Origin of the sequence: Candidatus Stoquefichus massiliensis AP9, assembly GCF_000455285.1 — a bacterium.
In the GTDB taxonomy this organism is placed as follows: domain Bacteria; phylum Bacillota_I; class Bacilli_A; order Erysipelotrichales; family Coprobacillaceae; genus Stoquefichus; species Stoquefichus massiliensis.
This window is the reverse complement of sequence record NZ_HG005295.1, coordinates 49,932-75,679: the sequence shown is the minus strand read 5'-3', so window position 1 is coordinate 75,679 and position 25,748 is coordinate 49,932. Positions and strand designations below refer to the sequence as shown.

Annotated in this window: 25 protein-coding genes; 24 read left to right on the top strand and 1 reads right to left on the bottom strand. The window is 31.9% G+C overall.

Annotation, left to right across the window (positions count from 1 at the left end):
* Positions 1–35 precede the first annotated feature (35 nt).
* From BN350_RS16230 to BN350_RS16165, 14 genes are all read left to right on the top strand, one after another.
* Positions 36–1,427, top strand: a complete 1,392-nt coding sequence (locus tag BN350_RS16230; protein ID WP_028044534.1) for a PTS transporter subunit EIIC — start codon at positions 36–38, stop codon at positions 1,425–1,427.
* A gap of 3 nt (positions 1,428–1,430) precedes the next feature.
* Positions 1,431–2,909, top strand: coding sequence for a glycoside hydrolase family 1 protein (locus BN350_RS16225; protein ID WP_028044533.1), 1,479 nt, complete (start codon positions 1,431–1,433; stop codon positions 2,907–2,909).
* A gap of 265 nt (positions 2,910–3,174) precedes the next feature.
* Entirely contained in the window at positions 3,175–4,497 is a 1,323-nt protein-coding gene (locus BN350_RS16220) for a PTS sugar transporter subunit IIC (RefSeq protein WP_028044532.1), read from the top strand.
* Between the two features lie 88 nt (positions 4,498–4,585).
* Positions 4,586–5,341, top strand: coding sequence for an IclR family transcriptional regulator (locus BN350_RS16215; protein ID WP_028044531.1), 756 nt, complete (start codon positions 4,586–4,588; stop codon positions 5,339–5,341).
* Between the two features lie 11 nt (positions 5,342–5,352).
* The gene (uxuA, locus tag BN350_RS16210) at positions 5,353–6,387 is read left to right on the top strand and encodes a mannonate dehydratase (protein WP_028044530.1); all 1,035 of its coding nucleotides are present in this window, start codon (positions 5,353–5,355) and stop codon (positions 6,385–6,387) included.
* A gap of 1 nt (position 6,388) precedes the next feature.
* Entirely contained in the window at positions 6,389–7,825 is a 1,437-nt protein-coding gene (locus BN350_RS16205) for a glycoside hydrolase family 1 protein (RefSeq protein WP_028044529.1), read from the top strand.
* A gap of 17 nt (positions 7,826–7,842) precedes the next feature.
* Positions 7,843–9,558 carry a dihydroxy-acid dehydratase gene (ilvD, locus tag BN350_RS16200; RefSeq protein ID WP_028044528.1) on the top strand — a complete coding sequence of 572 codons (1,716 nt, stop codon included), beginning with the start codon at positions 7,843–7,845 and terminating at the stop codon, positions 9,556–9,558.
* Complete coding sequence (locus BN350_RS16195) at positions 9,558–9,851, top strand: hypothetical protein (protein ID WP_028044527.1); 294 nt, start codon at positions 9,558–9,560, stop codon at positions 9,849–9,851. The genes ilvD and BN350_RS16195 overlap by 1 nt, the downstream gene beginning before the upstream one ends.
* Complete coding sequence (locus BN350_RS16190; protein ID WP_028044526.1) at positions 9,848–10,489, top strand: bifunctional 4-hydroxy-2-oxoglutarate aldolase/2-dehydro-3-deoxy-phosphogluconate aldolase; 642 nt, start codon at positions 9,848–9,850, stop codon at positions 10,487–10,489. The genes BN350_RS16195 and BN350_RS16190 overlap by 4 nt, the downstream gene beginning before the upstream one ends.
* 17 nt (positions 10,490–10,506) lie before the next feature.
* Positions 10,507–11,490, top strand: a complete 984-nt coding sequence (locus BN350_RS16185) for a sugar kinase (protein ID WP_231385312.1) — start codon at positions 10,507–10,509, stop codon at positions 11,488–11,490.
* Between the two features lie 11 nt (positions 11,491–11,501).
* Entirely contained in the window at positions 11,502–12,920 is a 1,419-nt protein-coding gene (gene ascB / locus BN350_RS16180; RefSeq protein WP_044600416.1) for a 6-phospho-beta-glucosidase, read from the top strand.
* A gap of 186 nt (positions 12,921–13,106) precedes the next feature.
* Positions 13,107–13,340, top strand: a complete 234-nt coding sequence (locus tag BN350_RS16175) for a hypothetical protein (RefSeq protein ID WP_028044523.1) — start codon at positions 13,107–13,109, stop codon at positions 13,338–13,340.
* Positions 13,341–13,973: 633 nt separating this feature from the next.
* Entirely contained in the window at positions 13,974–14,579 is a 606-nt protein-coding gene (locus tag BN350_RS16170; protein WP_028044522.1) for a PTS sugar transporter subunit IIB, read from the top strand.
* Positions 14,576–15,151, top strand: a complete 576-nt coding sequence (locus BN350_RS16165) for a sugar O-acetyltransferase (protein ID WP_028044521.1) — start codon at positions 14,576–14,578, stop codon at positions 15,149–15,151. Before BN350_RS16170 ends, BN350_RS16165 begins: the two co-directional genes overlap by 4 nt.
* Positions 15,152–15,163: 12 nt before the next feature.
* Here the strand turns inward: BN350_RS16165 and chbG are convergent, their stop codons facing one another.
* The gene (gene chbG, locus BN350_RS16160; protein ID WP_028044520.1) at positions 15,164–15,907 is read right to left on the bottom strand and encodes a chitin disaccharide deacetylase; all 744 of its coding nucleotides are present in this window, start codon (positions 15,905–15,907) and stop codon (positions 15,164–15,166) included.
* A gap of 149 nt (positions 15,908–16,056) precedes the next feature.
* Between chbG and aroE the strand changes: the two genes are divergently transcribed.
* The 10 genes from aroE to BN350_RS19600 form a co-directional block, all read left to right on the top strand.
* The gene (aroE, locus tag BN350_RS16155; RefSeq protein WP_231385311.1) at positions 16,057–16,908 is read left to right on the top strand and encodes a shikimate dehydrogenase; all 852 of its coding nucleotides are present in this window, start codon (positions 16,057–16,059) and stop codon (positions 16,906–16,908) included.
* Positions 16,909–16,913: 5 nt separating this feature from the next.
* A complete protein-coding gene (locus BN350_RS16150; protein WP_028044518.1) occupies positions 16,914–17,498 on the top strand; it encodes an XTP/dITP diphosphatase in 585 nt (194 codons plus the stop codon).
* 2 nt (positions 17,499–17,500) lie between these two features.
* Positions 17,501–18,004, top strand: coding sequence for a tRNA (cytidine(34)-2'-O)-methyltransferase (locus BN350_RS16145; protein WP_028044517.1), 504 nt, complete (start codon positions 17,501–17,503; stop codon positions 18,002–18,004).
* Complete coding sequence (locus BN350_RS16140) at positions 17,997–18,644, top strand: TIGR01906 family membrane protein (RefSeq protein WP_028044516.1); 648 nt, start codon at positions 17,997–17,999, stop codon at positions 18,642–18,644. The genes BN350_RS16145 and BN350_RS16140 overlap by 8 nt, the downstream gene beginning before the upstream one ends.
* A 107-nt stretch (positions 18,645–18,751) precedes the next feature.
* Complete coding sequence (locus tag BN350_RS16135; protein WP_028044515.1) at positions 18,752–19,588, top strand: YitT family protein; 837 nt, start codon at positions 18,752–18,754, stop codon at positions 19,586–19,588.
* A gap of 110 nt (positions 19,589–19,698) precedes the next feature.
* On the top strand, positions 19,699–20,667 hold the full coding sequence (locus BN350_RS16130; protein WP_028044514.1) for an SIS domain-containing protein: 969 nt from the start codon (positions 19,699–19,701) through the stop codon (positions 20,665–20,667).
* A gap of 29 nt (positions 20,668–20,696) precedes the next feature.
* The gene (locus BN350_RS16125) at positions 20,697–21,347 is read left to right on the top strand and encodes an HAD family hydrolase (RefSeq protein WP_028044513.1); all 651 of its coding nucleotides are present in this window, start codon (positions 20,697–20,699) and stop codon (positions 21,345–21,347) included.
* Positions 21,348–21,413: 66 nt separating this feature from the next.
* Positions 21,414–22,130, top strand: coding sequence for a GntR family transcriptional regulator (locus tag BN350_RS16120; protein WP_028044512.1), 717 nt, complete (start codon positions 21,414–21,416; stop codon positions 22,128–22,130).
* Positions 22,131–22,249: 119 nt separating this feature from the next.
* A complete protein-coding gene (locus BN350_RS16115; protein WP_028044511.1) occupies positions 22,250–23,620 on the top strand; it encodes an MATE family efflux transporter in 1,371 nt (456 codons plus the stop codon).
* A 239-nt stretch (positions 23,621–23,859) separates the two neighbouring features.
* Positions 23,860–25,748 (top strand): PTS sugar transporter subunit IIA domain-containing protein (locus BN350_RS19600; RefSeq protein ID WP_044600415.1); only part of this gene is annotated, 1,889 nt, incomplete at its 3' end.

Sequence of the window (25,748 nt, the reverse complement as noted above, 5' to 3'; positions counted from 1 at the left end):
CGATGTTTTGTATATATAAATGAGGAGGAGAGAAAATGAAAAAGAAGTATGAAGAATTGTCAAAGATTATTTTAAACTCTATCGGTGGTAAAGAAAATATTACATATTTTCAACATTGTACAACAAGATTACGCTTTAATTTAAAAGATAGAGGAATTGTAGATACTAAATCTATTGAAAATGCTGATCAAGTATTAGGTATTCAATGGTCTAATGATGAATTACAGATTATTATTGGTCCAGCAGTTGCTGATGCATATGCAGAAATTTGTGATTTTGGAGGTTTACAAAAAGAGGAAGCAGTTGATGAGAATCTAGATGGCAATTTAGAAAAGAAGAAATTGAGTTTTAAATCTGTACTAATGGCTATTATGGATGGCATATCAGGAAGTATAACACCAATTATTCCAATGATGATTGGTGGAGGAATGATTAAAGTCTTTTATATGTTAGCCAATATGGCAGGGATATTACCTGAAACAAGTCCGACATATCAGATTTTATTTTGGTTAGGAGATGCATTTATTTATTTCTTTCCAGTCTTTTTAGGAGCAACTGCTGCTAAGAAATTTGGTGCCAACCAAGGGATTGGAATGTTGCTTGGAGCATTACTGATTTATCCAAGTTTTATTACTGCTGCCACAGAAGGAACAGCATTGTCTATTTTTGGATTGCCCGTTTATGTAGCTAATTATTCAACAACAGTAATCCCAATTATTATGACTGTCTTTGTATTGAGTAAAGTGGAAAAATTGGTAAGTCGTTATTGCCCTGATATTTTAAAATCATTTGTTGTGCCAACAGGTTCATTATTAATTATGTTACCTATCATGTTAGTTATCACAGCACCATTAGGATATTATATTGGAACTTATGTTGCTGATGCAGTTATTTGGATTTACGAAACAATTGGATTCTTAGGTGTTTCTGTTTTATGTGCATTATTACCATTAATGGTTATGACAGGTATGCATACAATGATGACACCATATTGGACTTCAGCATTTGCGAGTTTGGGGTATGATCCATTTTTCTTGCCAGCCATGATTATATCAAATTTGAACCAGTTTTCTGCATCGTTAGCTGTATCACTGAAAGCTAAAACAAAGAAAGTCAAATCAACAGCAATGTCATGTGCCGTTACGGCTATTGTTGGAGGTGTGACAGAACCAGCTATGTTTGGTGTGACATTAAAATATAAAAAGCCTTTATATGCAGCTATGATTGGAAATGCAGCTGGAGGACTTGTTGCTGGATTATTAGGTGTAGCGTGTTATGCTTTTCCTGGTTCAGGAGGAATGTTTGCGATTGTGACTTTTGCAGGTCCTGGAAATAATCTAGTTTATTTCTTGATTGCTGCTGTTATAGGTATTGTTGTTACATTTGTATTAACTTATATTTTAGGAATAGAAGAAAAAGAGGTGTAGATAATGAGTTTTCCTAATGATTTTTTATGGGGTGGGGCTACTGCTGCTAATCAATTTGAAGGTGCCTGGAATGAAGATGGTAAATTAGATTCAACAGCTGATCACTTTACTCTCGGTTCAAGAAAAGAACCCAGATTGTTTACTTATGATATTGATCAAGATAAATATTTTTATCCAGCGCATAAAGCAAGTGATTTTTATCATCATTATAAACAAGATATTGCATTACTTGCAGAAATGGGCTTTAAAATATTTAGAATGTCTATAAACTGGACGAGAATCTATCCAAATGGAGATGATGAACAACCTAATTCAAAAGGTATAGAATTTTACAGAAATGTTTTTCTAGAATTAAAGAAATATGGTATTGAGCCATTAGTGACGATATCTCACTATGAATTACCATTTCATTTGGCTGAAAAATACGATGGGTGGTTGAGTAGAAAAACAATAGATTGTTACTTGAAATATTGTCAAACTCTATTTACGGAATATAAAGGACTGGTCAAGTATTGGTTAACATTTAATGAGATCAATAGTTTGATCTTAGGAGGAAATGGATATTTCTCTGGAGGAATACTATCTTCTTCAAGCAAAGATATGGGTGCAGGCATTGTAGATGATTTAGATGAATTCACAATTTCTAAGCAACATCAAGATTTGGTCAAACAATATCTGGCTTTACATCATCAATTGGTAGCAAGTGCTTTGGCTGTGAAAATGGCACATGAGATAGATCAGGGTTATCAACTTGGGTGTATGATTGCAGGTATTACACAATATCCATTGACATGTAGACCAGAGGATATGCTTTTGGTACAAAGAGAAAGGAGAAATATTTTCTATTATTGTTCAGATATTCAAGTGAAAGGTGAATATCCAAAATACATTGATCGTTTTTTTAAAGAAAATGATATACATATTGAATTTGAAGACCATGATAGAGATATTTTGAAAAATGGGACTGTGGATTTTTACACGTTTTCATATTATTCTACAGGTTGTGTGACAACTGATACTACTCAAGATAAGACAGCAGGAAATCTAATATTTGGTGTATCTAATCCTTATTTAGAAAAGAGTCAATGGGGTTGGCAAATTGATCCTCATGGATTACGTTATTTTCTCAATGAGATTTATGACCGTTATCATATCCCAATTATGGTTGTAGAAAATGGTTTAGGACAAGATGATAAATTGGAAGAAGATAAAAGTATCCATGATGATTACCGTATAGACTATTTAAGAGAACATATACTAGCAATGTCTGAAGCTATTGAAGATGGAGTGGATTTAATTGGATATACACCATGGGGCTGTATTGATTTAGTTGCAGCCAGTACAGGTGAAATGAAAAAAAGATATGGTTTTATTTATGTTGATGTTGATGATTATGGAAATGGGACATATCAGAGATATAAAAAAGATTCATTTTATTGGTATAAAAAGGTTATAGAAAGTCATGGAGAAAATCTAAAGTAAGTGTTAGAAGTAGGTTTGATTTTAGTCATTCCTACTTTTTATTTTTTTGTTGCTCTCTTTATTTTGAAAGAAAAGAAGTAGAGATTTGATAAAAACATCTATTAAATCGTATTTATGAACAGAATTAAACGGTATTGTGGACAATGTAAAAAAGATGAAAAAATTGTCAAATTTTTATTGACGTGTGGTCCATTTATAGATATATTTAATATGTAATACGAAATTACGTATATAATTCGTAAATACGTACAAGGGAGGAAGAGGAATGAATTTTTCGGAAGCGGCAACTGAGAAGTTGCTGATGGTTGCTGATAAAATCAGTAATCAAAAACACATGAGTGCAATTAAAAATGCATTCTCAACTTTAATGCCAGTTATTATCACTGGTGCATTCTGTACATTGATTTCAAATGTTGTATGTTCTACAACAACAAATGGTATCTCGCTTGCAAAGGTACCTGGTATGGCTTGGTTAGAATTCTTACAGCCAATCTTTACATCTGCAAACTATGCAACATTGAATTTCTTTACAATTGGTGCAGTTATTTTAATTGGTCTTGAACTTGGTCAGACAAATAAGATGAAAGGATATGCACCTGCATTTATTGCATTATGTTCTTATGTTGCATGTTGCCCATCTTTTATTAATTTTACCTTAGAAAATAAAGAGGTTATTCAAGTGGCTGATGTATTTGGTAAAGATTATACAGCTGCTAAAGGATTGTTCTTGGGGATGGTTATTGCAATGTTATCTGTTGAGTTATTCTCATGGGTTGTTAAGTCAGGGAAAATGAAAATATCAATGCCTGATTCAGTACCACCAAATGTATCTAACTCATTTAATGTTTTATTCCCAGCGATGTTCACAATTATTGCATTCGCAGCAATTAACTTTGGCATTACACAAGTAACTGGTATGACTTTATATGACATTATTTATACAATGTTACAAAAACCATTAGAAGCAGTTATGCAGGGATTACCTGGATTATTAATCTTAATGCTAGTTGCACAGTTATTCTGGGTAATTGGTATTCATGGGAATCAAATTATTAAACCAGTACGTGAACCATTATTGAATGCTGCAATTATGGCAAATACGGATTTAGTGAATTCAGGAAGTTTTAATCGTGGAGATTTGAATATCATCAATATGTCTTTCTGGGATGTTTATATGTCTATGGGTGGTTCTGGGGTAACTATTGGTTTAGTTATTGCAATCTTCTTATTCTCAAAACGTGAAGATTATAAAGGAATTGCAAAATTATCATTAGTACCTGGTATATTTAATATTAATGAAACAATGACATTTGGATTACCAATTATGTTAAATCCAATCATGGCTATTCCGTTTATTATCACACCATTAATTACTGGAACAATTGGTTATTTCTTAACATCAATTGGATTTGCTGATGTACTTGTTTATGCAGTGCCATGGACAACTCCACCGATTTTAAGTGCTTGGTTAGCAAGTGGTGGAAGTATGACTTGTATTATCACACAAGTGATTTGTATTGCTGTCTCTATTTTGATTTATATTCCATTTGTGATGGCAGCTAACAAGCAAAAGATCGTATCTGAATAAATAAATATAACCACCTGATAAGGGTGGTTTGTATTTATATTTGTTATGACCTATGCTATGATTATCTTAACAGGAAAGGTGTGATCATATGAAATTGAATCGAACATTATTAAGAGCAATTGAGATTCTTGAATTGCTATCTAAGACAAAGGAAGGATATACACTAACTCAATTATCTTCATTATTAGATTCTCCAAAATCAAGTGTTTTTGATATTGTCAAAACATTGGTTTATAAAAATATGATTGTTGAAGATAATCAGACAGGTATTACAAAATATAAAATAGGTTTACAGACATTTCTTATTGGTAGCAGTTACTTAAATGATATAGATATTGTTAATGTTGCTAAACAAGACTTAATTGATTTGGCAAATAAAATGCAGTCAACAACTTTCATGGCTATATTGGATGACGATATGGTGACATATTTATATAAATATGAATCAGAAAAGACAATAATTACAACAGCCAATATAGGCAGTCGACGTTCAGTTCATTCAGCAGCATTAGGTAAAGTCATGTTAGCATTTGCAACAGATGAAGATTTAAAAAGAACTATTCAAAAAACAGAGTTTGTTGCTTATACAGAATATACAATAACATCAGTTGAGAAATATTTAGATGAATTAAAAGAAGTGAGAAGATTAGGTTATGCAAAGAGCGACCGTGAAGATACACTTCAACAAATTGCTGCAGCTGCACCGATTCGTGATCATGATGGGAAAGTTATTGCTGCAATTAGTTGTGTAGGTTTTTATGAGAGTCAAATCAATTTAGATGATTTGGGTCTTATTGTTAAAGAAGTTGCTGAAAAAATTTCAGCAAAACTTGGTTATGCATAAGAGGTATGAAAATGAAAATGACATTTCGTTGGTATGGTGAAGATGATCCAGTGACTTTGGAGAATATTAAACAGATTCCTAATGTGACAGGAGTTGTTAGTGCCATTTATGATATACCTGTTGGTGAAGTTTGGCCAATGGAGAGAATAGAAGAATTAAAACAAACTGTACAGAATGCTGGATTAGAATTAGAAGTGATTGAGAGTGTTCCAGTTCATGAAGACATTAAATTAAAAAGAGGAAATTATCAAAGATATATTGATAATTATAAAGAAACAATTCAAAATTTAGCAAAGTGTGGAATCAAATGTATTTGTTATAATTTTATGCCAGTTTTTGATTGGACAAGATCATCAATAGATCACCAATTAGCTGATGGTTCATATGCTTTGGTTTATTATAAAGAAGAAGTGGATCAACTTGATCCAACAAAACTAAGTTTACCAGGGTGGGATGCATCTTATTCTGTTGAAGAGGTTAGTGAATTGATAGAGGCCTATAAAATTCAAGGAGAAGAAGGTCTATGGGAAAATTTGCATTATTTTATTAAAGAAATTTTGCCAGTTGCAAGTGCTTGTGATGTTAATATGGCCATTCATCCAGATGATCCACCATGGTCAATTTTTGGAATACCAAGAATTATTACAAATGAAAAAAATCTAGATAGATTTCTCAATTTATATGATGATATTCATCATGGTCTCACATTATGTAGTGGCTCATTAGGGTGTGCTACGTTCAATGATATGCCAAAATTAATTAGAAAATATGGAGCAATGAAAAGAATTCACTTTGCACATGTCAGAAATGTGAAATTATTGGCAGATGGTTCTTTTGAAGAAAGCGCTCATTATTCAAGTTGTGGATCACTTGATATGGTTGAATTAATGAAAGCATATATAGAAGCTGGTTTTGAAGGGTATATAAGACCAGATCATGGACGGATGATTTGGGGAGAAAAAGGGAAACCAGGTTATGGTTTATATGATCGTGCACTTGGCGCTATGTACTTGGGTGGGATTATTGATGCTTTGAAAGGAAAATAAGATGAAAAAAAGAGTAAAGTTACCTGATGATTTTTTCTTAGGGGCTGCTGCCAGTGCTTGGCAGACTGAAGGTTGGACAGGAAAAAAAGAACATCAAGATTCATATATAGATTTATGGTATAAAGAAAATAAAGATGTATGGCACAACGGTTATGGGCCAGCAATTGCTACGGATTATTATCATCGTTATCAGGAAGATATTGGTTATATGAAAGAGATTGGCATGAATTGTTATCGAACATCACTCAATTGGTCAAGATTTTTAATTGATTATGAGAATGTGATTGTTGATGAAGATTATGCTGCTTATTATGCTGCTATGTTAGATGAATTGATTGCTCAAGGGATAGAACCAATGGTATGTTTAGAACATTATGAAATACCTGGAGAATTATTCAAAAAGTATGATGGATTTGCCAGCAAACATGTTGTTGACTTATTTGTAAGATATGCTGAAAAAGCATTTCAAAGATTTGGACATAAAGTGAAGTATTGGTTTGCCTTTAATGAACCTGTGGTTGTACAAACAAGAATTCATTTAGATGCTTTACGTTATCCATTTTATCAGGATAGTAAAGCATGGATGCAGTGGAATTATAACAAGGCTCTTGCAACAAATATGATTATGAAAGTTTATAAGGAAGGTGGTTATCGCATTGATGGTGGTAAGTTTGGAACAATTGTCAATGTAGAAACAGCTTATCCTAGAGGTAATAGTCCTAGAGATTTAGATGCAGCTGATAAATACGATTTATTCTATAACCGTGTATTCTTGGATCCTGCCATTTTAGGACATTACGAAAATGGGTTCTTTGATTTACTCAATCAACATGATATTTTAATGGATTATACGACAGAAGAGTTAGAAATTATCCAAAACAATACAGTGGATTGGGTTGGTATTAACTTATATCATCCAAATCGTGTCAAGGAACGTACAACAGCGATTCATCCCGATGCGCCTTTCCATCCAGATTTCTACTATGAAGATTTCAATATGCCAGGAAAGAAGATGAATCCTCATCGTGGCTGGGAAATCTATCCAAAAATCATGTATGATATGGCAATGCGTATGAAAAATCATTACAATAACTTTGAATGGTTTATTGCTGAAAGTGGCATGGGTGTGGAAAATGAAAAGCAGTATAAAGATGAAACAGGTATGATTCAAGATAATTATCGTATTGAATTTATCAAGATGCATTTAGATTGGTTATTAAGAGGTATTCAAGCAGGTTCTAATTGTAAAGGTTATATGTTATGGGCATTTACAGATAATGTTTCTCCAATGAATGCTTTTAAAAATCGTTATGGATTAGTTGAAATAGATTTAGAAGATAACCGTAACAGACATCTTAAAAAATCAGCTTACTTTTATCAAAATATGATTCAAACAAGAGAATTTGAAATAGAGGATGAAGAGAACGTTTATAAATAAAGAAGGAGGTTAGAGCATTGAAAAGCCAGGAATTAAGAAAGATAGCACCTGAATTAGATCCGTTAAGAATTGGAACAGGTTGGAAAGTAGAAGAATTAGAAAAAATGCAAATTTTTATTGGAAGTACATATGGGGATTCTCACCCAGGAAGTGTGCATCTTAATGAATTGGTAGGGTATGTTGAAGAAAGTCTTCAAGCAGTCAATGCCAAAGGTGCAAAATATTATACAACCGATATTTGTGATGGAGAAGCTCAAGGTCATGATGGGATTAATTATTCATTATGTTCAAGAGAAATGATGACCAATATGATTGAAATTCAGTATTGTGCGACACCATTTGATGGCTGTGTCTTTTTATCAAGTTGTGATAAAGCTGTACCCGCTCATTTAAAAGCAATTGCGAGATTGAATGCACCAGCTATTATGATTCCTGGTGGTGTCATGAATGCAGGACCAGATTTATTAACATTAGAACAGATTGGTAAATATTCTGCTCAATATCAGCGTGGTGAGATTACTTTAGATGAGTTTAATTATTATAAACACAATGCTTGCCCAAGTTGTGGAGCCTGCAGTTTTATTGGGACTGCAACCACAATGCAAATCATGGCTGAAGCACTTGGTTTGGCATTGCCAGGGACATCTTTATTACCAGCAACAAGTGAAGCATTAAAAGATGTTGCGAAAAACATAGGAAAATATATAAAATTCTTGGTTGAAAAAGATATTAAACCTTCTGATATTTTAACAAAAGAGGCTTTTGAGAATGCGATTATGGTTCATGCTGCCATTGCTGGATCAACAAATGCATTATTGCATTTGCCAGCAATTGCACATGAAGCAGGAATTGAATTAACTGGTGATGATTTTGATCGTATTCATCGTAAAATTCCATATATACTCAATTTAAGACCAAGTGGTTTCTATCCTGCTCAATATTATTATTATGCAGGAGGAACACCTGCCATCATGGAAGTGATAAAAGAACATTTGCACCTTGATGTTATGACTGTCACTGGAAAAACATTAGGTGAAAACTTAAAAGAGTTAAAATGCAATGGCTATTATGAAAAATGTTACGCTTTCTTAAAAGATATTCATGTGAAAGGAGAAGATATTATTTATCCTGTCACACAACCTTTAAATGAAGAAGGTGCAATTGCCATATTAAAAGGAAACTTAGCTCCTGAAGGTGCAGTTGTCAAACATTCTGCAGTTCCTAGAGAAATGCATGAAGTCGTTTTATCAGCTCGTGTGTTTGATTGTGAAGAAGATGCTATTGATGCGATTTTAAAACATTATATTCATCCTGGGGAAGCTGTATTTATTCGTTATGAAGGACCTAAAGGAAGTGGAATGCCTGAAATGTTCTATACAACAGAAGCTATTTCTAGTGATCCTGAATTATCTGCTTCTATTGCTTTATTGACTGATGGCCGTTTTTCAGGAGCAAGCAAAGGACCAGCGATTGGACATATATCACCAGAAGCTGCCAGTGGTGGCCCAATTGCACTGGTTGAAGATGGTGATTTGATTGAAATTAGCGTGAAAAATCGTTCTTTAAATATTGTTGGTATTCATGGAAAGAGAACACCATTGGATTTGATTGATAAAATTTTAAAAGAAAGACAAGCAAAATGGCAACCCAAAACACCTAAATATCAAAAAGGTGTATTGGCACTTTATACAGAGCATGCAGTTTCACCAATGAAAGGTGGGTATATGAAATAATGGCAACAAAGAAACAAAAGAAAGGTCAAATGGATGGCTTAACAGATCGTCAAAAACATATCGTTGAATTACGTGAAAAGTTAAATAAACCTGATCCTAATGCTATTCGTGTATTTACACCATATAAAATCATTACCTATATATTTAATATTTTGTTTCCTCCCTATGCCTTGTATCGTATATGGAACAAAAATTCAGAATTTAATAAAAATGAAAAAGGGATACAAACAGCTGTCTGTATTATTTATATGATTGTCTTATTTACATTATTAACAGGAGGAATATCATCATGAAAAAATCAGAAACAATTATGGAATTAAAAAAACAAGGTGTTGTTGCTGTGATTAGAGGTCATAGTTTATCAGAAGGAATTGAAATTTCTAAAGCTTGTATTAAAGGTGGATTAAAAGCTATTGAAATGGCTTATACAAATACCAGTGCTTCTGAAATTATCAAACAGCTTTGTGAAATCTATAAAGAAGATCAGGAAGTGTGTATTGGAGCTGGGACTGTTTTAGATGCACCAACAGCCAGAATGGCTATTCTTGCAGGTGCAAAATATATCGTTTCTCCTTCGTTTGATAAAGAGACAGCTATTCTTTGTAATCGTTATGGTATTCCGTATATTCCTGGATGTATGACAATTAAAGAAATTGTCACAGCAATGGAAGCAGGTAGTGAAATCATTAAATTATTCCCTGGCAGTGCCTTTGGACCTGGATATATAGGGGCTATTCGCTCTCCTTTGCCACAAGTTTCTTTAATGGTGACTGGTGGTGTCAATTTAGACAATGTTCAGGATTGGTTTAAGGCTGGTGTTGATGCAATTGGTGTTGGTGGCGAATTAAATAAATTGGGGGCTCAAGGAAAGTTTGATGAAGTCACTGAAATAGCAAGTCAGTATGTTAGTCGTACAAGAGAGGCGAAATAACCATGAGAGTGTTATGTATGGGAGAAACTTTACTGCGATATTCAACGCATAAAGGACATCGCTTTAGTGAACTTGATTTCCAAGTTCATATCGGTGGAAGTGAAACAAATATTGCTGTAAGTTTAGCACAGTATGGTTTTGATACAACATTATTAACCAAATTATCGAATCATGCATTAGGAGATGCAGTCATTTCATTCTTAAAAAAATATGATGTTGATACAACACAGATTTTAAGAAATGATATGAGAATTGGCAGTTACTTTTTAGAAAATGGCAGTGGCAATCGTACAAGTCAGGTCATTTATGATCGTAAGTATAGTGCCATGACATCATTTTGTTTGGATGACATTGACATGGAAGACCTTTTTAAGGATATTGATATTTTTGTTGTATCTGGTATAACAGTAGCATTAAATGAGACAGTTCGTCAGGCTGTGCTGAAAATGCTTGAATATTGCCGAGGAAATAATAAATGTGTCGTTTATGACAGTAATTATCGTGCCAAAATGTGGACAATTGATGAAGCTGGACAAGCTTTCAAACAAATCTTACCTTATGTGACTATTTTATCAGCAGGACATTTAGATGCACAAAATTTTCTTGGATTAACAAGTTCTAAAGAGACTTTTGAAAAACAATTAGCAGATTATTACCAACAAATAAAAAAGATGTATCCAAATATTCAATATATCACATGTACAAAAAGAGATATCCTTTCAACAAGTGTGAATGATTTAACAGGTTATTTATATGATAATTGTTTACATATTTCTCAAACTTATCATATTGATGACATTGTTGATCGTGTAGGTGGAGGAGATGCTTATCTTTCTGGGGTTCTTTATGGATTATTGAATCAGAAAGATATTGATTATAGTTTGGAATTTGGATGCTGTGCTTCAGTATTAAAACATACAATTCATGGCGATGCCAATACGTTTCATATTGCTGAAATTGAATCATTTATGGAAGCAGGAACATCAAGAATTAACAGATAAGGAGAGAAGTTATGGGATTTCCTAAAGATTTTTTATGGGGTGGAGCAATTGCAGCCAATCAGGCCGAAGGTGCTTATCTTGAAGATGGTAAAGGGTTAACGACTGTTGATATGATTCCTCATGGTGAAAAAAGAATGTTTGTAAAATTAGGAGATATGTATCCGGTTGAAGAAATAACTGGTGAAAATTATCCGAGTCATGAAGCGATTGACTTCTACCATCATTATAAAGAAGATATTGCTTTATTTGCTGAAATGGGATTTAAAACATTTCGTACTTCTATAGCGTGGGCAAGAATTTTTCCGAATGGTGATGAATCAAAGCCTAATGAAGCAGGAATTGCTTTTTATACTGACATGTTTAAAGAATGTCAAAAGTATGGTATTGAACCGTTAGTGACATTATGTCATTTTGATGTCCCAATGGGTTTAGTTAGAAAATATGATTCATGGAAAAGTCGTGAAATGATTGATTGTTTTACGAAATATGCGAAAGTTTGTTTCGAAAGATTCGATGGATTAGTCAAATATTGGTTAACATTTAATGAAATTAATATTTTATTACATTCACCTTTTTCAGGGGCGGGAATTAGTTTTCAGTCAGGTGAAAATCGTGAACAAGTCAAATATCAAGCTGCTCACCATGAATTAGTAGCAAGTGCTTTGGCTACAAAAATAGCACATGAAATCAATCCAAATAATAAAGTGGGATGTATGTTAGCAGGTGGGCAATTCTATCCATATAGCTGTGATCCCAATGATGTTTGGTTAGCCATGAATAAAGACAGAGAAAATTTAATGTTTATTGATATTCAAGTGCGTGGGTATTATCCAAGTTATTCACAAAGAGTATTTAAGGAAAAAGATATTTATTTGGATATTCATGATGGTGATTTAGAAATTTTAAAACAATATCCTGTAGATTTTATTTCATTTAGTTATTATCAGTCACGTTGTGCCAGTGCAAATCCAAAAATGGGAATGACAGATGGGAATGTTGTCAAGTCTGTTAAAAATCCTTACTTACAAACATCTGATTGGGGATGGCAAATTGATCCTTTAGGACTAAGAATTACTTTAAATGCTTTATATGATCGTTATCAAAAACCATTGTTTATTGTTGAAAATGGATTGGGTGCTAAAGATGAAATTGCAGAGGATGGTTCAATTAGTGATGATTATCGTATTGATTATTTAAGAGAACATATCAAAGCAATGAAAGATGCGATTGAAGATGGTGTCGATTTGATGGGTTATACAACCTGGGGTTGTATAGATTTAGTAGCAGCCAGTACAGGTGAAATGAGTAAGCGTTATGGTTTTATTTATGTCGATAAAGACGACCAAGGAAATGGAACATTAGAAAGAAGAAAGAAAAAGTCATTTGACTGGTATAAAAAAGTTATTGAAAGTAATGGTGAGAAGTTATAATCAAGGAAGATAGAAATATCTTTCTTTTTTTGTCTATAAAGAATTTTGGATTCGTCAAATATTTATGAAATATATTTGCTGATTGTGATATAATATGGGTGCGGAAGTTTTTGAGGATGAGATGAATATGCATGTGATATGTGTCTTTGTTTTGTCCTTTCTTTATTCTACTGAAAGGAGTCTATTATGCTTAGGATCACTATTTCTTCAACGCGTGTCTATTATAAGGATTTATCTCTTGATGATGCATTGACTGTTCATCATGATATTGTTCTCTATCAATCTATACTTCATAAGGCCTACAGAGAAGAATATTATGATCATAAGATGAATCCAAAGTATTTAAAGAACATCTATCATACAAGCGACTATTTACTACTAAGTGCTATTAGTGAAGCCAGAGGTATACTGAAATCCTAGAAGACATGGCATAAGAAAACCATATCAGTGAAGAAGAAACAGATGAGTAAGATTGATAAAAAATTAATCATGAAAAAGCGGATTCCAGATGAAAACCCCCTGATTCCGAATAAATCTCAATATAATTTAAAAAGATGATATAATAAATTATTTATTCAATAACCGAATAGTTGTAAAAATTGACCATTTGATTACAAATTACGCATAGATTGAAAATATGTGATATGATAAAAACTAATCATAAATAGGCGGATTCCAGATGAAACCCCCCTGATTCCGAATAAATCTCATCATTAAATGAAAAAATGTTATAATAATAAGTTTGTTCAATGACCGAATGATTACAAGAATTGACCATTTGATTACAAATTACGCATAGATTAAAAATATGTGATATGATAAAAACTAATGATAAATAGGCGGATTCCGGATGAAAAGCCTCTGATTCCGAATAAATCTCAATATAATTTAAAAAGATGATATAATAAATATATTAATGTAAAAATAATGAGATAAATACAAAGGATTTTAAAGAAGGGATATTTATATCTTTCTTTTCTTTTCAAATATGTGATATAGTTATTCTGTAAGATGTAAACAAAATAAGGGACAGATGTAAAAAGGGGTGAGGATATGGATCCTTTCTATCGTATTGAAAACATAGAAATTTTTAAGAAATGGGTATATTATCAAGTTTTAAATGATTCTCGATTGACTTTAGAGGAGTATGATTCAAGAACGTATAAAATATTTTATAAAGATAAAGTGGCTAGGTTTGTTGTTTGGCCAATTGGGATAGTAGAAGAAGCTGTAACTCAAGGGGAGGAACTTTTATTCTATTTGCATTATCAGTTTTATAATTTTCATTTTGCGACTGATTTGTTTTATCGAATGGTTGAAAAACTAACAGAAGAAAATGAGGAAAAGAAATCTATTTTATTATGTTGTACAGGTGGTATGACCACAGGTTATTTTGCTGAAAAGATGAATAAATATTGTCAGCTTAATAAAATACCTTATGACATTAAGGCAACAGCTGCCTATCATTTGAATCAAATTTATAAAGATTATGATTTAATCTTAATTGCTCCGCAATTAAGATATAAGGTTGTGACTTTGTCACAGGAGTTAAAACCTACAGTTGTTGAATGTATAGATCCGACAACATTTGCAACTTATGATTGTGATGCTTTATTAGGTCAAATAGAGAATTTTTATAAAAATAAGGAGACGTTATGAGTGAAAAACAAAAAATGCTAGAAGGGCATTTATATCAGCCTTATAGCAGTGAACTTTATAAAGATAGAGAATTTTGCAAAGGATTGCTGCATGAATATAATCTATTAAATCCTTTAGATAAAGATAGTCGAGATCTTATATTAAAGAAGTTACTAAAATGTAAAGGGGAATTATGCATTGAACAGCCTTTTTATTGCAGCTATGGTTATAATATAACAATTGGTCTTAATTTTTATAGTGATGTAGGATTAACAATTTTAGATCAGGGTGGAGTTAGTTTTGGTGATAATGTCATTTTAGGACCACATGTCAATATTTATACTGCATCACATCCTTACAATGAAGTGCAAAGAATTAAAGGACTAGAGTATACAAAACCTGTTATTATCTATGATAATGTTTGGATTGGCGGAAATGTGACGATTTTGCCTGGAGTGAAAATTAATCAGGGAGCAATTATTGGAGCAGGGAGTGTTGTGACTCATGATATACCACCATATGTGATTGCAGTTGGAAATCCATGTGAAGTGATTCGATCTATTACAAAAGAGGATGTTCATAAAAATTGGTAAACAAAAAGTGGCTTAGGCCACTTTCTTAATGTCTGAGAAATTAATTAATTCAATATGATTATCTTCTATAAATTGTTTTAATTCAGGAGATAGAATTAATTCTAATTCTTTCATTCTAGGTAAACAATAACTTGTCATATCATATAATCTTTGATCAACATAAGCAGGATGACACATAAATTCAAGAATATTTTCATCAACACTATATGCTTTTGTAACAAAGTCATAGTTTGCATCATCACCATACATACGATCATCACAACGAGCATATTCATAAGTATCTAAAACTTGTTCTCTTTGACGCATTGGTAAATCATATTCTTTTGCTAGCCTTTTTGCAACTTCTACGTGCCAAGGTAAAAGGTGAACATGATGATGTGAATCAATATGTGTTGGTTTATGTCCTGCAACAGCAATGAATTTCTCCATTTGTGCTTTCCATTCTACATATAGTTCTTCAGGGTCAGCATGGGGTTGTTTATCTGGATAGTCTTTAGGACGGATAAAGTTCCCATCTTTATCAGTAAATGATTTCGCACCATCTACTAGAGGTCTACCTGCAGTTAATACAAAGTGAATTCCTACACCTAGTTTAGGGAATTTTTTTGCTTCATTTAAGGCAAATTCTGCATAAGGCATATTCATCATACAAGTTGTAGATGTTAAAACACCTTGAGCGTGTGCCATTAAGATACCAATAGAATTTCCTTGTGTCATTCCAAAATCATCAGCATTCATAATCAGTTTTTTAATCATTGTTATATCCTCCCGTATATATATCCATTATATAGCGAAAAGAAAGAAAAAGGAAATTATTTTAACATTATGAAAATAAGATTCAATTTTTTTCTTTCTGTCTGAAGTATATTGCTATATAATAAGGGAGATGTAAGGAGATGAAGAACTTGAATAAAAATACAATTACAGGTTATACAGGTTTATATGGGATTGTTGCGAATCCTATTAAACATTCATTTTCACCAATGATGCATAATACTGCATTCCAGGTATTAGGGATAGATGATGTTTATTTAGCTTTTGAAGTAGGAGAAGGTCAACTTAGTGATTATATAACAAGTGTAAAAACATTGAATATAAAAGGTTTTAATATATCTATGCCATACAAAATAAAAATCATGAAGTATTTAGATGAATTAACGCAGGAAGCACAGTTATGTCAGGCAGTGAATACTGTTAAAAATGAAAATGGTAAGTTAATTGGACATATTAGTGATGGTGAAGGCTTTGTGATGGCATGTCTAAACAAAGGATGGCATGTACAAGGGCAGAAAATTGTTATATTGGGTGCAGGTGGAGCAGCATGTGCAATTCTTGTAGCCCTAGCAAAAGCTGGAGCTAAAGAAATTATTGTTTATAATCGTAGTGATAAACCTTTTATAAGAAGTTTGGCACAGCAATTAAATTGTTCAATTGTATTAAAAGCATTAGATCATCATGAAGAATTGAAAAAAGATTTAAGTGATACTTATTTATTAATACAAACAACAAATGTAGGAATGAGTCCTCATACTGATCAGTGTCTCATTGATAAATCTTATTTATCATCTCAATTAAAAGTAGCTGATATTATTTATAACCCGTTAGAAACAAAAATATTATCTATGGCAAAAGAAAAAGGTTTAGAATATATGAATGGTGAAGGTATGATTTTATATCAAGGTGCTGTCTCTTTTGAATTTTGGACAGGACAAAAGATGCCAATACCAGAAGTTAAAAAAGCCTTAGGAATGGAGTGAAAAAAGTGAAAGAAATCGTTGTTGCCTCTACAAATGAAGGAAAGATTAGAGAAATAAAAGCCATGTTAAATGAAATAGGAATAGAAGTGAAATCTATAAAAGATGTCTTTGATGAAGAAATAGAAATTGAAGAAACAGGTAAAACTTTTCAAGAGAATGCTTATATTAAAGCGAAAACAATTTGTGATATGATACATTTACCAACATTAGCTGATGATTCTGGTTTGGAAGTTGATGCATTAAATGGAGAACCAGGTATTTATTCAGCACGTTTTATGGGACATGATACAAGTTATGATATTAAGAATCAGTATATTATAGATGCTGTAAAGGGAAAAGAAAAAGGGGCAAGATTTGTTTGTGCAATGGCACTTTGTATACCTGATGAAGAACCTATTTTCATTGAAGAATATTTCAATGGAGAAATTAATGATTGTATTGAAGGAGAAAATGGCTTTGGTTATGATCCTATCTTTTATGTGCCTGAACTTCATAAAACTTCTGCATCATTAACATTAGAAGAAAAAAATCAATATTCACATCGTGCAAAAGCACTCAAAAAACTATATCAAATATTAAAGGAGAAATAAGAATGAATCATATTGTTTTAGTCCATCCAGCTATTCCACAGAATACTGGAAATATTATGAGAACATGTGTAGCTACACATTCAAAGTTACATATTATTAAACCAATGGGATTTTCATTAGATGACAAACATATGAAAAGAGCAGGGTTAGATTATATTAAAGATTTAGAAATGGAAATATATGAAAATTGGGAAGATTTTCTATCAAAAAATCATGGTGATTTTCATTTCTTTACACGTTATTCTAAGTTATGTTATACAGATCAAAACTATGTATCTGATCAAGATCAATATATCCTTTTTGGACATGAACATGATGGAATCCCTCATGATATATTAAAAGATCATCTTGATGAATGTGTTCGTATTCCAATGGATGGAAACGCAAGAAGCTTAAACTTATCCAATTGTGTGGCAATAGGAATCTATGAAGTCTTACGTCAGCAAGATTATCCAAAATTATCAAAGGTAGAGGTTCAAAAAGGTGCAGACTTTATTTATGAATAGAAAGAAAGATATTGTTTTAGCTTTATTGTTGACGATTTGTATTATATGCTTGGCAGTGATAGTTACAGTTTTCTTTAAACAATTATATTATTTCGATATTGATTATCTTCATATTGCTAAAAATACAGGTCTATCAAAAGAAGTTATTAAACAAAATTATGATATTTTGATACAGTATCAGAGTATCTTTTATCAAGGAACTTTAAATATGCCCAATTTTGTCATGTCAACAACTGGTCGTATTCATTTTGAAGAAGTGAAAAGAGTTTTTGAAGTTATACAAATAACTTTTGTTGTGACTGGAGTCATATCTGGTATTATGATTTACCAAAATTTAAAACAGAAAGAATATCGCTTTTTACAATTAACTTCTTTCTTTTCGGTTGGCATTCCAGCAATATTAGGCTTTTTTGTAGCTTTAGATTTTGACAAGGCATTTGTTATATTCCATAATATTGTCTTTAGAAATAATTATTGGATTTTTGATTATACAACAGATCCTGTAATTACTATCTTACCTGAGTCATTTTTCATGCATTGTTTTATGATGATTATTATTATTGTGATAGTGATCAGTGTTATAATGTATTGGATATATAAGAAAAAAAGAATTGTTATTTTAGAAAGTGTAGTGAATTAGCTACACTTTTTCTATAAAATAATTTGATAATAATAATTCATAGTTGACAAAATAAACATTTTATTTATACTTGTAATATAATGTTATATTATGATCGGGAGGATACTATGAAATATGTAAAAAAGTATACATTGTGTTGTTTAGGATGTCTTTTGATGGCTATTGCAATTAATGGATTTATTTCGCCACATGGTTTTGTTACTGGTGGGTTTGGAGGTTTAGCCATTGCTATTCATCATTTAATCGATGTACCTATAGGGACACTTATCATTATATTAAATATTCCACTATTTATGTTAGCATTTTTGAAAGAAGGAAAAGAGTTTATTATTGATGCAGTTATAACAACCTTGATACTGGGGGTGATTACAGACTTTTTAAGTTTTATGCCTATTTTGTGTGATGATGTTATATTAAGTGCATTGTTTGGTGGTGTCATTGAAGGAATTGGTGTAGGGATTTGTTATCGTTCAAGAATGTCGTCAGGAGGAACTGAACTTTTAGCAAGACTTATTTTACATAAAATGACTTGGATGACACCGGGGCAGATGTTAATGATTTTAAGTGCTGTTGTCATTACTCTTGCAACTCTTGCTACGCAGAGTTATACATTGGTTTATTATTCAATTATTGAATTTTTTGTAAGTGGAAAAGTGAGTGACGTGATTATTGTTGGTGGTGATCAGGCCAAAATGTGTCAGGTTATTACAACATATCCGGAAGAAATTCGTAATCATTTTCTTGAAAAGACATATCGTGGTATGACTTTATCATATGCCAAAGGATGCTATTCTAATGAGGAAAAAGCTGTTTTAATGAGTGTTCTTTCTCCTCGTCAAGTTCAAGTATTTGTAGATACCGTGAAAAGTATAGATCAGCATGCATTTGTGATTATTAGTGATGTGAATCAAGTGCTAGGAAAAGGCTTTAAAGGATTAAAATAAATCTTTTAAAGTTTTTTATTTTCATCATTGACATACTTGTAATAAGATGTTATATTATGTATGTGAGTTGTTATAAGATGTATTAAAACAAACTAAAAGGAGAGAAGAAAATGGAAATTAAAGACATTATTGCAACAATTAAGAAAGGGAAACCAAATATAAAATCAGTTTATTATGTTGGATGTGGAGCATCACAAGCAGAGTTATATCCTGCTAAATATTTTTTAGAAGCGAATGCAAAAACATTACGTATTGCTTTATATACAGCAAATGAATTTAATTATGCAACACCTGTAGGGTTAAATGAAGATGCAATTGTTGTGACTTGTTCATTAGGGGGAACAACACCAGAAACAGTTGCCGCTTCAAAATTAGCAATGGAAAAAGGAGCAGCAGTAATTGCAATCACAAACAATGGAAATTCTCCATTAGCAAAAGCTTGTCATCATTTAGTTGTTCATGATTGGGAGGGGAGTTACTCAGCAAAAATGGACAAAATGAATAAAGCTTTATTGGTTGCAGTAGAAATTTTAAACCAATATGAAGGATTTGAAACATATGATGCTATGATTAAAGCAAATCAAGCTATTTATGGTATCATTGATGATGCAGTGAAGAGTGTCGTGCCAGCAGCACAGACATTTGCTGAAGCTTATAAAGATGATGAAGTGATTTATGTTATGTCATCAGGAGCAACTCACAAAGTCGCTTATTCATTCTCAATTTGTTTATTAATGGAAATGCAATGGATGAACTCTGGATCATTCCATGATGGTGAATTCTTCCATGGTCCATTTGAAATTACAGACAAAGATGTTCCATTTATCTTATTAATGAATGACGGACGTACACGTGCAATGGATTCAAGAGCATTAACATTCTTAGAAAGATTTGATGCAAAAACAACAGTTATTGATGCAAAAGACTTTGGTCTAGGATCACGAGTACCAGGTGGGGTTGCAGAATATTATAGCCCAATGATTATTTCAGCAGTTTTAAGAATTTATGCCGAACAATTAGCAATTGTGAGAAATCATCCACTTACAAAACGTAGATATATGTGGAAATTAGAATACTAATATAAATTGTAGGGAAAAGGGGGAACGTTATGCGTCCAGAACTTGTTATATTTGATGTTGATGGTTTGATGCTAGATACTGAAGCGAGGTGGCAGCAGGCCTGGCAGGAAGTAGGTCTAAAACACGGAATAGATGATTTAGGATATACGACTTTTTTAAGATGTGTGGGGAGAAATGGAAAAGAAGTAGAGCAAATCGTTTATGATGATTTAAGAAATGAACATCTTAATCCTGAAATGATTTTAGAAGAAGCACGAGTCTATGGGAAAAAGCTATTGGATGAACATATTGATCCCAAACCAGGAATCTATGAACTCCTTGAATTATTAAATGAATTAAACATTCCAAAAGCAGTTGCTACAGCAACTGATCGAAATTTAACAATAGAAAGATTAGATAGATTAAATCTACTCCATCATTTTGATTATCTTCTCTGCGGTAATGAAGTGACAAAACGTAAACCACATCCAGAAATATATCAAAAAGTTGTTCAGCACTTTCAAATTGATCATTCAAAAGCATTAGTTTTAGAAGATTCAATTGTTGGAGTAGAAGCAGCATATAGAGCAGACATTCCTTGTATTATGATTCCTGATTTAATAGCACCTAGGGAAACTCAAAAACAACAAGCACTTGCCATTGTTTCTTCTTTACATGATGTCATAGAATTATTCGAGTAAGCGATAGTTTCACTATCGCTTTTTCTTTCAAAAAAGGATATAATAAAGAATAAGAGAGGTATATATATGAAACTAGATGATAATAATTCAATGCCTTTATATCTTCAGTTAAAAAATACAATTAAAGGTTTAATTGATAGTGGCGAAATTCAAAAGGGTGAAAAAATCCCTTCTGAAAATGAACTCTGCAAAAAATATGATGTTAGTCGTATTACAGTCAGAAATGCATTAGCTGATTTAGAAAATGAAGGATATTTGATTAAAAAACAAGGTAAAGGAACCTTTGCAACAACTCCAAAACTATTTAGACCGTTGGAAGATAGTGTAGGATTTAGTGAATCATGTAAAAATGCTGGAATGCAAAGTTCTTCTGTTGTATTAAAAAGAGAGATTCATCCAATGGATGATCGTATGAAAGATATATTAAAATTAGATGATAATGATCAGGTCTTATATATTCAAAGATTAAGATTAGCTGATGGAATTCCATTAATGATAGAAAATAATTATTATTCTTATCAAAAGTATGGATTTCTTTATAATGAACCATTAACAGGTTCATTATATGAATTATTGGCTGAGAAAAAAGGAATTATTTGTGACCGTTCTTTAAAAACTGTGATTACTGTCACGACAGCAAGTGGTGATTTGGTTAAAATATTACAGGTTCCTATTGGAGCACCATTATTTGTTATGGATGGAATTATGGGTGATGAGCATGGTGAACCTGTTCATTATAGTTTGCAATATATTGTTGGAGAAAAGTATTCGTTTGTCAGATAAGTCAAAAAATAGAAAATCAAGTGTTTGAATTCTCAAAAGAGTGTTGAGTCTTTAAACACTTTTTTTGTTTTCATTTGAAAAAATTATAATGAGAATTAACAAAAAGGGGGTTAGGGAAAATGGAGAGAATAAGAAGTTATATTGGGTCTATTGGGTTTTATAAATATGTTAGTTTAATTGCAATACCATTAGGGTTGCAGCAACTTATAACAAGTTGTATGGGGATTATTGATTCTTTAATGGTTTCCTGGATAGGACAAGTGACAGCTGTAGGAACAGCAGTTCAAATAGAAACATTATGTACAGCTGTCTCATGGGCTTGTGCAGCAGGTGTAGGTATCTTTTCAGTCCAGTTCTTTGGGGCTAAAGATATATTAAATCTAAAGAAATCATTTGGGTTAAGTATGATTTTGGCAGTCATTTCAGGGGGAGTTTGGCTTGTTTTAGCAGCATTATTTGGCAGACAGATATTATGTTTCTATATTCAGGACATATCTGTTATTAATAATGGCTTGCTTTATCTTAGAATAGCAATGTTTTCATATGTTTTTTTAGCATTAGAATTCGCCTTTAATATTATCTATCGAAATATTAATAAACCACGTATTCCTTTAATAATTGGGTTGATGACAATGATTATTAATATTGTCTGTAACTATATATTGATCTTTGGTATGTATGGTTTTCCTAAATTAGGAATACAGGGAGCCGCACTTGGAACTTGTATGGCACATATGAGTGGTGTAATTTGTCATTTTCTATATGCTTATCGTACAAAGCAACCATTTATTGGGTCGTTTCAGGAAATGTTTTCTCTAGATTATCGTTTCATAAAACCTATTATGCGTAAAACAAGACCAATCATTATAAATGAATTATTTTTTGGATTTGGTTCTACATTATTCATTAAGGCATTTGGAACATTAGGAACTGCTTCAATGGATGCTTACTATGTTGGTGCAAAAATATCAGATATATTCTATGCATTTGCAAATGGTTTCTCAAATGCAGTTGCTGCAGTTATTGGTATAACATTAGGATCAGGAGATATTGAAAAAGCAAAGCGAGAGGGAAACTATTTTATTGGTATGGCCATTTGTTTATCTATTGCTGTCATGGGATTGATATTTATATGCTCAGAATTTTTTGTCTCAATTTTCCACTTAAATAGTTTTGAAGTCATTAAAGAAGCTATCTTAATTGTTAAAGTTTTTGCTTTAAGAATTGCCTTAAGATTCTTTATTGTGATTGTGTTTTCATCACTTCGTGCTGGTGGAGATTCTAAAATGCTAACATTATTAGATAGTGGACTCATGTGGGGAATTGGTATACCTTTAGCTTTTATAAGTGTTCATTTTTTACATCTTCAAAGTATCGCTTTTGTTTTCTTAATTTGTCAGTTAGAACAGATTATTCGTGTCTATTTTGGCTTAAAACGTTATCAAAAAGGGGAATGGGCAGTGAATTTAACAACACTTATTACGAAATAAGAAAAAAGTCCGAAACCGTTGTCAGATGTTGTAAAATAAAAGGAGATTCGTCTCTATCTTGCAACAAATGAAAATAAGTGTTGAGAAGTGTTGAACAGTGTTGAAAAAGTATGAAAAAGATAAAAAATAATAAATGTGTGTCAAATCTTTCAACACTAATGTTATAAGATGTCATAATACGATATAGTGGTGTTGTGAGGCAGGGATGAATCAGAAAACTCATGAAAGGAAGGATACAAATGGCAAATAGTACAAAAGATTTGATATTAAATTATATGAGTGATCTGACAGAAAACTTTGACTTTACTCAAGTTAATGCATTTACAGCAAGTTCAATTAGTGATGAAATGCATATTAGTAGAAGCCTTGCAAGCCAGTATCTCAATGAACTCGTTAAAGAAAAAGTTGTTATGAAAATTAATTCTAGACCGGTCTATTTCTTACATCGTAAAAAAATGGAAGAACTCTATAAAACAACTTTTCAAGATGATGACTTCTATGATTTAGAGGAAGTAAAACAATATGTTTCTAATCATTCTTATGGCGAAGGTGATTATTCAAAAATCATTGGTTCTGATAAATCGTTAGCAGGTGTCATTAAACAGTTACGTGAAAGTTTTGAATATCCACCAGCTGGGTTACCAGTCATCTTATGTGGAGAGAAAGGAACTGGCAAAAGAACATTATGTACAACAATTTTTGAAAATGCTGCAAGAAAAGGAACAATTCATGAAAATACAAAATTAGTGAAATTAGAATTTTCAGCAACGAATAGTCATGAATTATTGGTAAAGGTTTTTGGTCAAAATAATCAGTTAGGGATTGTTGATAGTCATGATTATCTGGTATTCCTCATATGTGGAGCACAACATATGTCTTATGAATTTCAAGAATATTTATGTCAATTGATGGATACAGATAAGAATACTACAGTTCATAAAGGCAAGTATAAGAATAAAAATATTCGTTATATGATTTTAAGTGATATTCATCCTCATCTTTATATGAGTGAAAGACTTCTTAAAAACATACCTCTTATCTTAGATATTCCTAAACTTCAATATAAGAGCAAAGAAGAAAAAGAAGAACTCATTATTCATTTTATTCAAAATGAAGGATTAAAGATGAATAAAATCATTAAAATTTCAAGTGCTGTTTTAAGAGCATTAGTCAATGGTGATTATGAAAACAATATGTTAGGAATGCAGTCAACAATTCAAATCATGTGTGCCACAGCATTAAGAAAGAGTGCAGGTAAAAAAGAAGTTATTATTCATACTTATGATTTACCAGAACAGATCTTACGTACAATGCCAATAGCCACAGATGAAGCAATCATTTACATCGATACAACAACTTACAAAAAAAGCCAAGAAATTGATTATATACTAGATTACTTTGATCGTATTATCAAACCGCTTTATCATACAAAAGACTTTCTCTTAGCACTACAAGATAGTAAACATAATTTTGATTTATTAAGTGATTATCTATCTTATAAACAAAGAATTCCACCAGAAAGAATTAAAGGAACTGAAATTTCTTTATCAAATATTTTAGATGTTGTTTTAAAGAAAAGGTATATCAATCTACCAAGTGGATTCTGTTGTACACTTGCAAAACTAATTTATATTAATGAACTTTATAGTTCTTCTATACAAAATTGGCATTCTGAACATCATTCGATGATAGATGAAGTCTTAAGTCAGATGAAAACAGAATTGATGTATGAAGCTATTATTGTTGATGATATTACACATCTGATTAATACAAATTTAGAAATGAAGATGATAGATATTCTCTCTATTATTATGATTATCTATTTACATCATTACAATGCTCAAGTCTCAAGACGAAATATTTTTGGAATGATTGTTTGTCATGGTTATTCAACAGCAACTTCGATTGCAGAAGCAGTGAACAGTTTATTAGAAAATTATGTGTTTGATGCTGTGGATATGCCATTAGATGTGACAGTTGATGAAATTAAAGAAGTATTAGTAGGACGATTAAATCGTATGAATCATAATGCGGATGTCATCGTTATGGTTGATATGGGATCTCTTGAACAATTAGGAAATAGCTTAAGTACTGCTATTAATTGTAGTGTTGGCGTGATTAACAATGG

What these genes read in the sequence shown, in the direction of transcription:
- BN350_RS16230 (WP_028044534.1), top strand. Translation starts at nt 36, where the DNA reads ATGAAAAAGAAGTATGAAGAATTGTCAAAGATTATTTTAAACTCTATC.
- BN350_RS16225 (WP_028044533.1), top strand. Translation starts at nt 1,431, where the DNA reads ATGAGTTTTCCTAATGATTTTTTATGGGGTGGGGCTACTGCTGCTAAT.
- BN350_RS16220 (WP_028044532.1), top strand. Translation starts at nt 3,175, where the DNA reads ATGAATTTTTCGGAAGCGGCAACTGAGAAGTTGCTGATGGTTGCTGAT.
- BN350_RS16215 (WP_028044531.1), top strand. Translation starts at nt 4,586, where the DNA reads ATGAAATTGAATCGAACATTATTAAGAGCAATTGAGATTCTTGAATTG.
- uxuA (WP_028044530.1), top strand. Translation starts at nt 5,353, where the DNA reads ATGAAAATGACATTTCGTTGGTATGGTGAAGATGATCCAGTGACTTTG.
- BN350_RS16205 (WP_028044529.1), top strand. Translation starts at nt 6,389, where the DNA reads ATGAAAAAAAGAGTAAAGTTACCTGATGATTTTTTCTTAGGGGCTGCT.
- BN350_RS16195 (WP_028044527.1), top strand. Translation starts at nt 9,558, where the DNA reads ATGGCAACAAAGAAACAAAAGAAAGGTCAAATGGATGGCTTAACAGAT.
- BN350_RS16190 (WP_028044526.1), top strand. Translation starts at nt 9,848, where the DNA reads ATGAAAAAATCAGAAACAATTATGGAATTAAAAAAACAAGGTGTTGTT.
- BN350_RS16185 (WP_231385312.1), top strand. Translation starts at nt 10,507, where the DNA reads ATGGGAGAAACTTTACTGCGATATTCAACGCATAAAGGACATCGCTTT.
- ascB (WP_044600416.1), top strand. Translation starts at nt 11,502, where the DNA reads ATGGGATTTCCTAAAGATTTTTTATGGGGTGGAGCAATTGCAGCCAAT.
- BN350_RS16175 (WP_028044523.1), top strand. Translation starts at nt 13,107, where the DNA reads ATGCTTAGGATCACTATTTCTTCAACGCGTGTCTATTATAAGGATTTA.
- BN350_RS16170 (WP_028044522.1), top strand. Translation starts at nt 13,974, where the DNA reads ATGGATCCTTTCTATCGTATTGAAAACATAGAAATTTTTAAGAAATGG.
- BN350_RS16165 (WP_028044521.1), top strand. Translation starts at nt 14,576, where the DNA reads ATGAGTGAAAAACAAAAAATGCTAGAAGGGCATTTATATCAGCCTTAT.
- chbG (WP_028044520.1), bottom strand. Translation starts at nt 15,907, where the DNA reads ATGATTAAAAAACTGATTATGAATGCTGATGATTTTGGAATGACACAA.
- BN350_RS16145 (WP_028044517.1), top strand. Translation starts at nt 17,501, where the DNA reads ATGAATCATATTGTTTTAGTCCATCCAGCTATTCCACAGAATACTGGA.
- BN350_RS16140 (WP_028044516.1), top strand. Translation starts at nt 17,997, where the DNA reads ATGAATAGAAAGAAAGATATTGTTTTAGCTTTATTGTTGACGATTTGT.
- BN350_RS16135 (WP_028044515.1), top strand. Translation starts at nt 18,752, where the DNA reads ATGAAATATGTAAAAAAGTATACATTGTGTTGTTTAGGATGTCTTTTG.
- BN350_RS16130 (WP_028044514.1), top strand. Translation starts at nt 19,699, where the DNA reads ATGGAAATTAAAGACATTATTGCAACAATTAAGAAAGGGAAACCAAAT.
- BN350_RS16125 (WP_028044513.1), top strand. Translation starts at nt 20,697, where the DNA reads ATGCGTCCAGAACTTGTTATATTTGATGTTGATGGTTTGATGCTAGAT.
- BN350_RS16120 (WP_028044512.1), top strand. Translation starts at nt 21,414, where the DNA reads ATGAAACTAGATGATAATAATTCAATGCCTTTATATCTTCAGTTAAAA.
- BN350_RS16115 (WP_028044511.1), top strand. Translation starts at nt 22,250, where the DNA reads ATGGAGAGAATAAGAAGTTATATTGGGTCTATTGGGTTTTATAAATAT.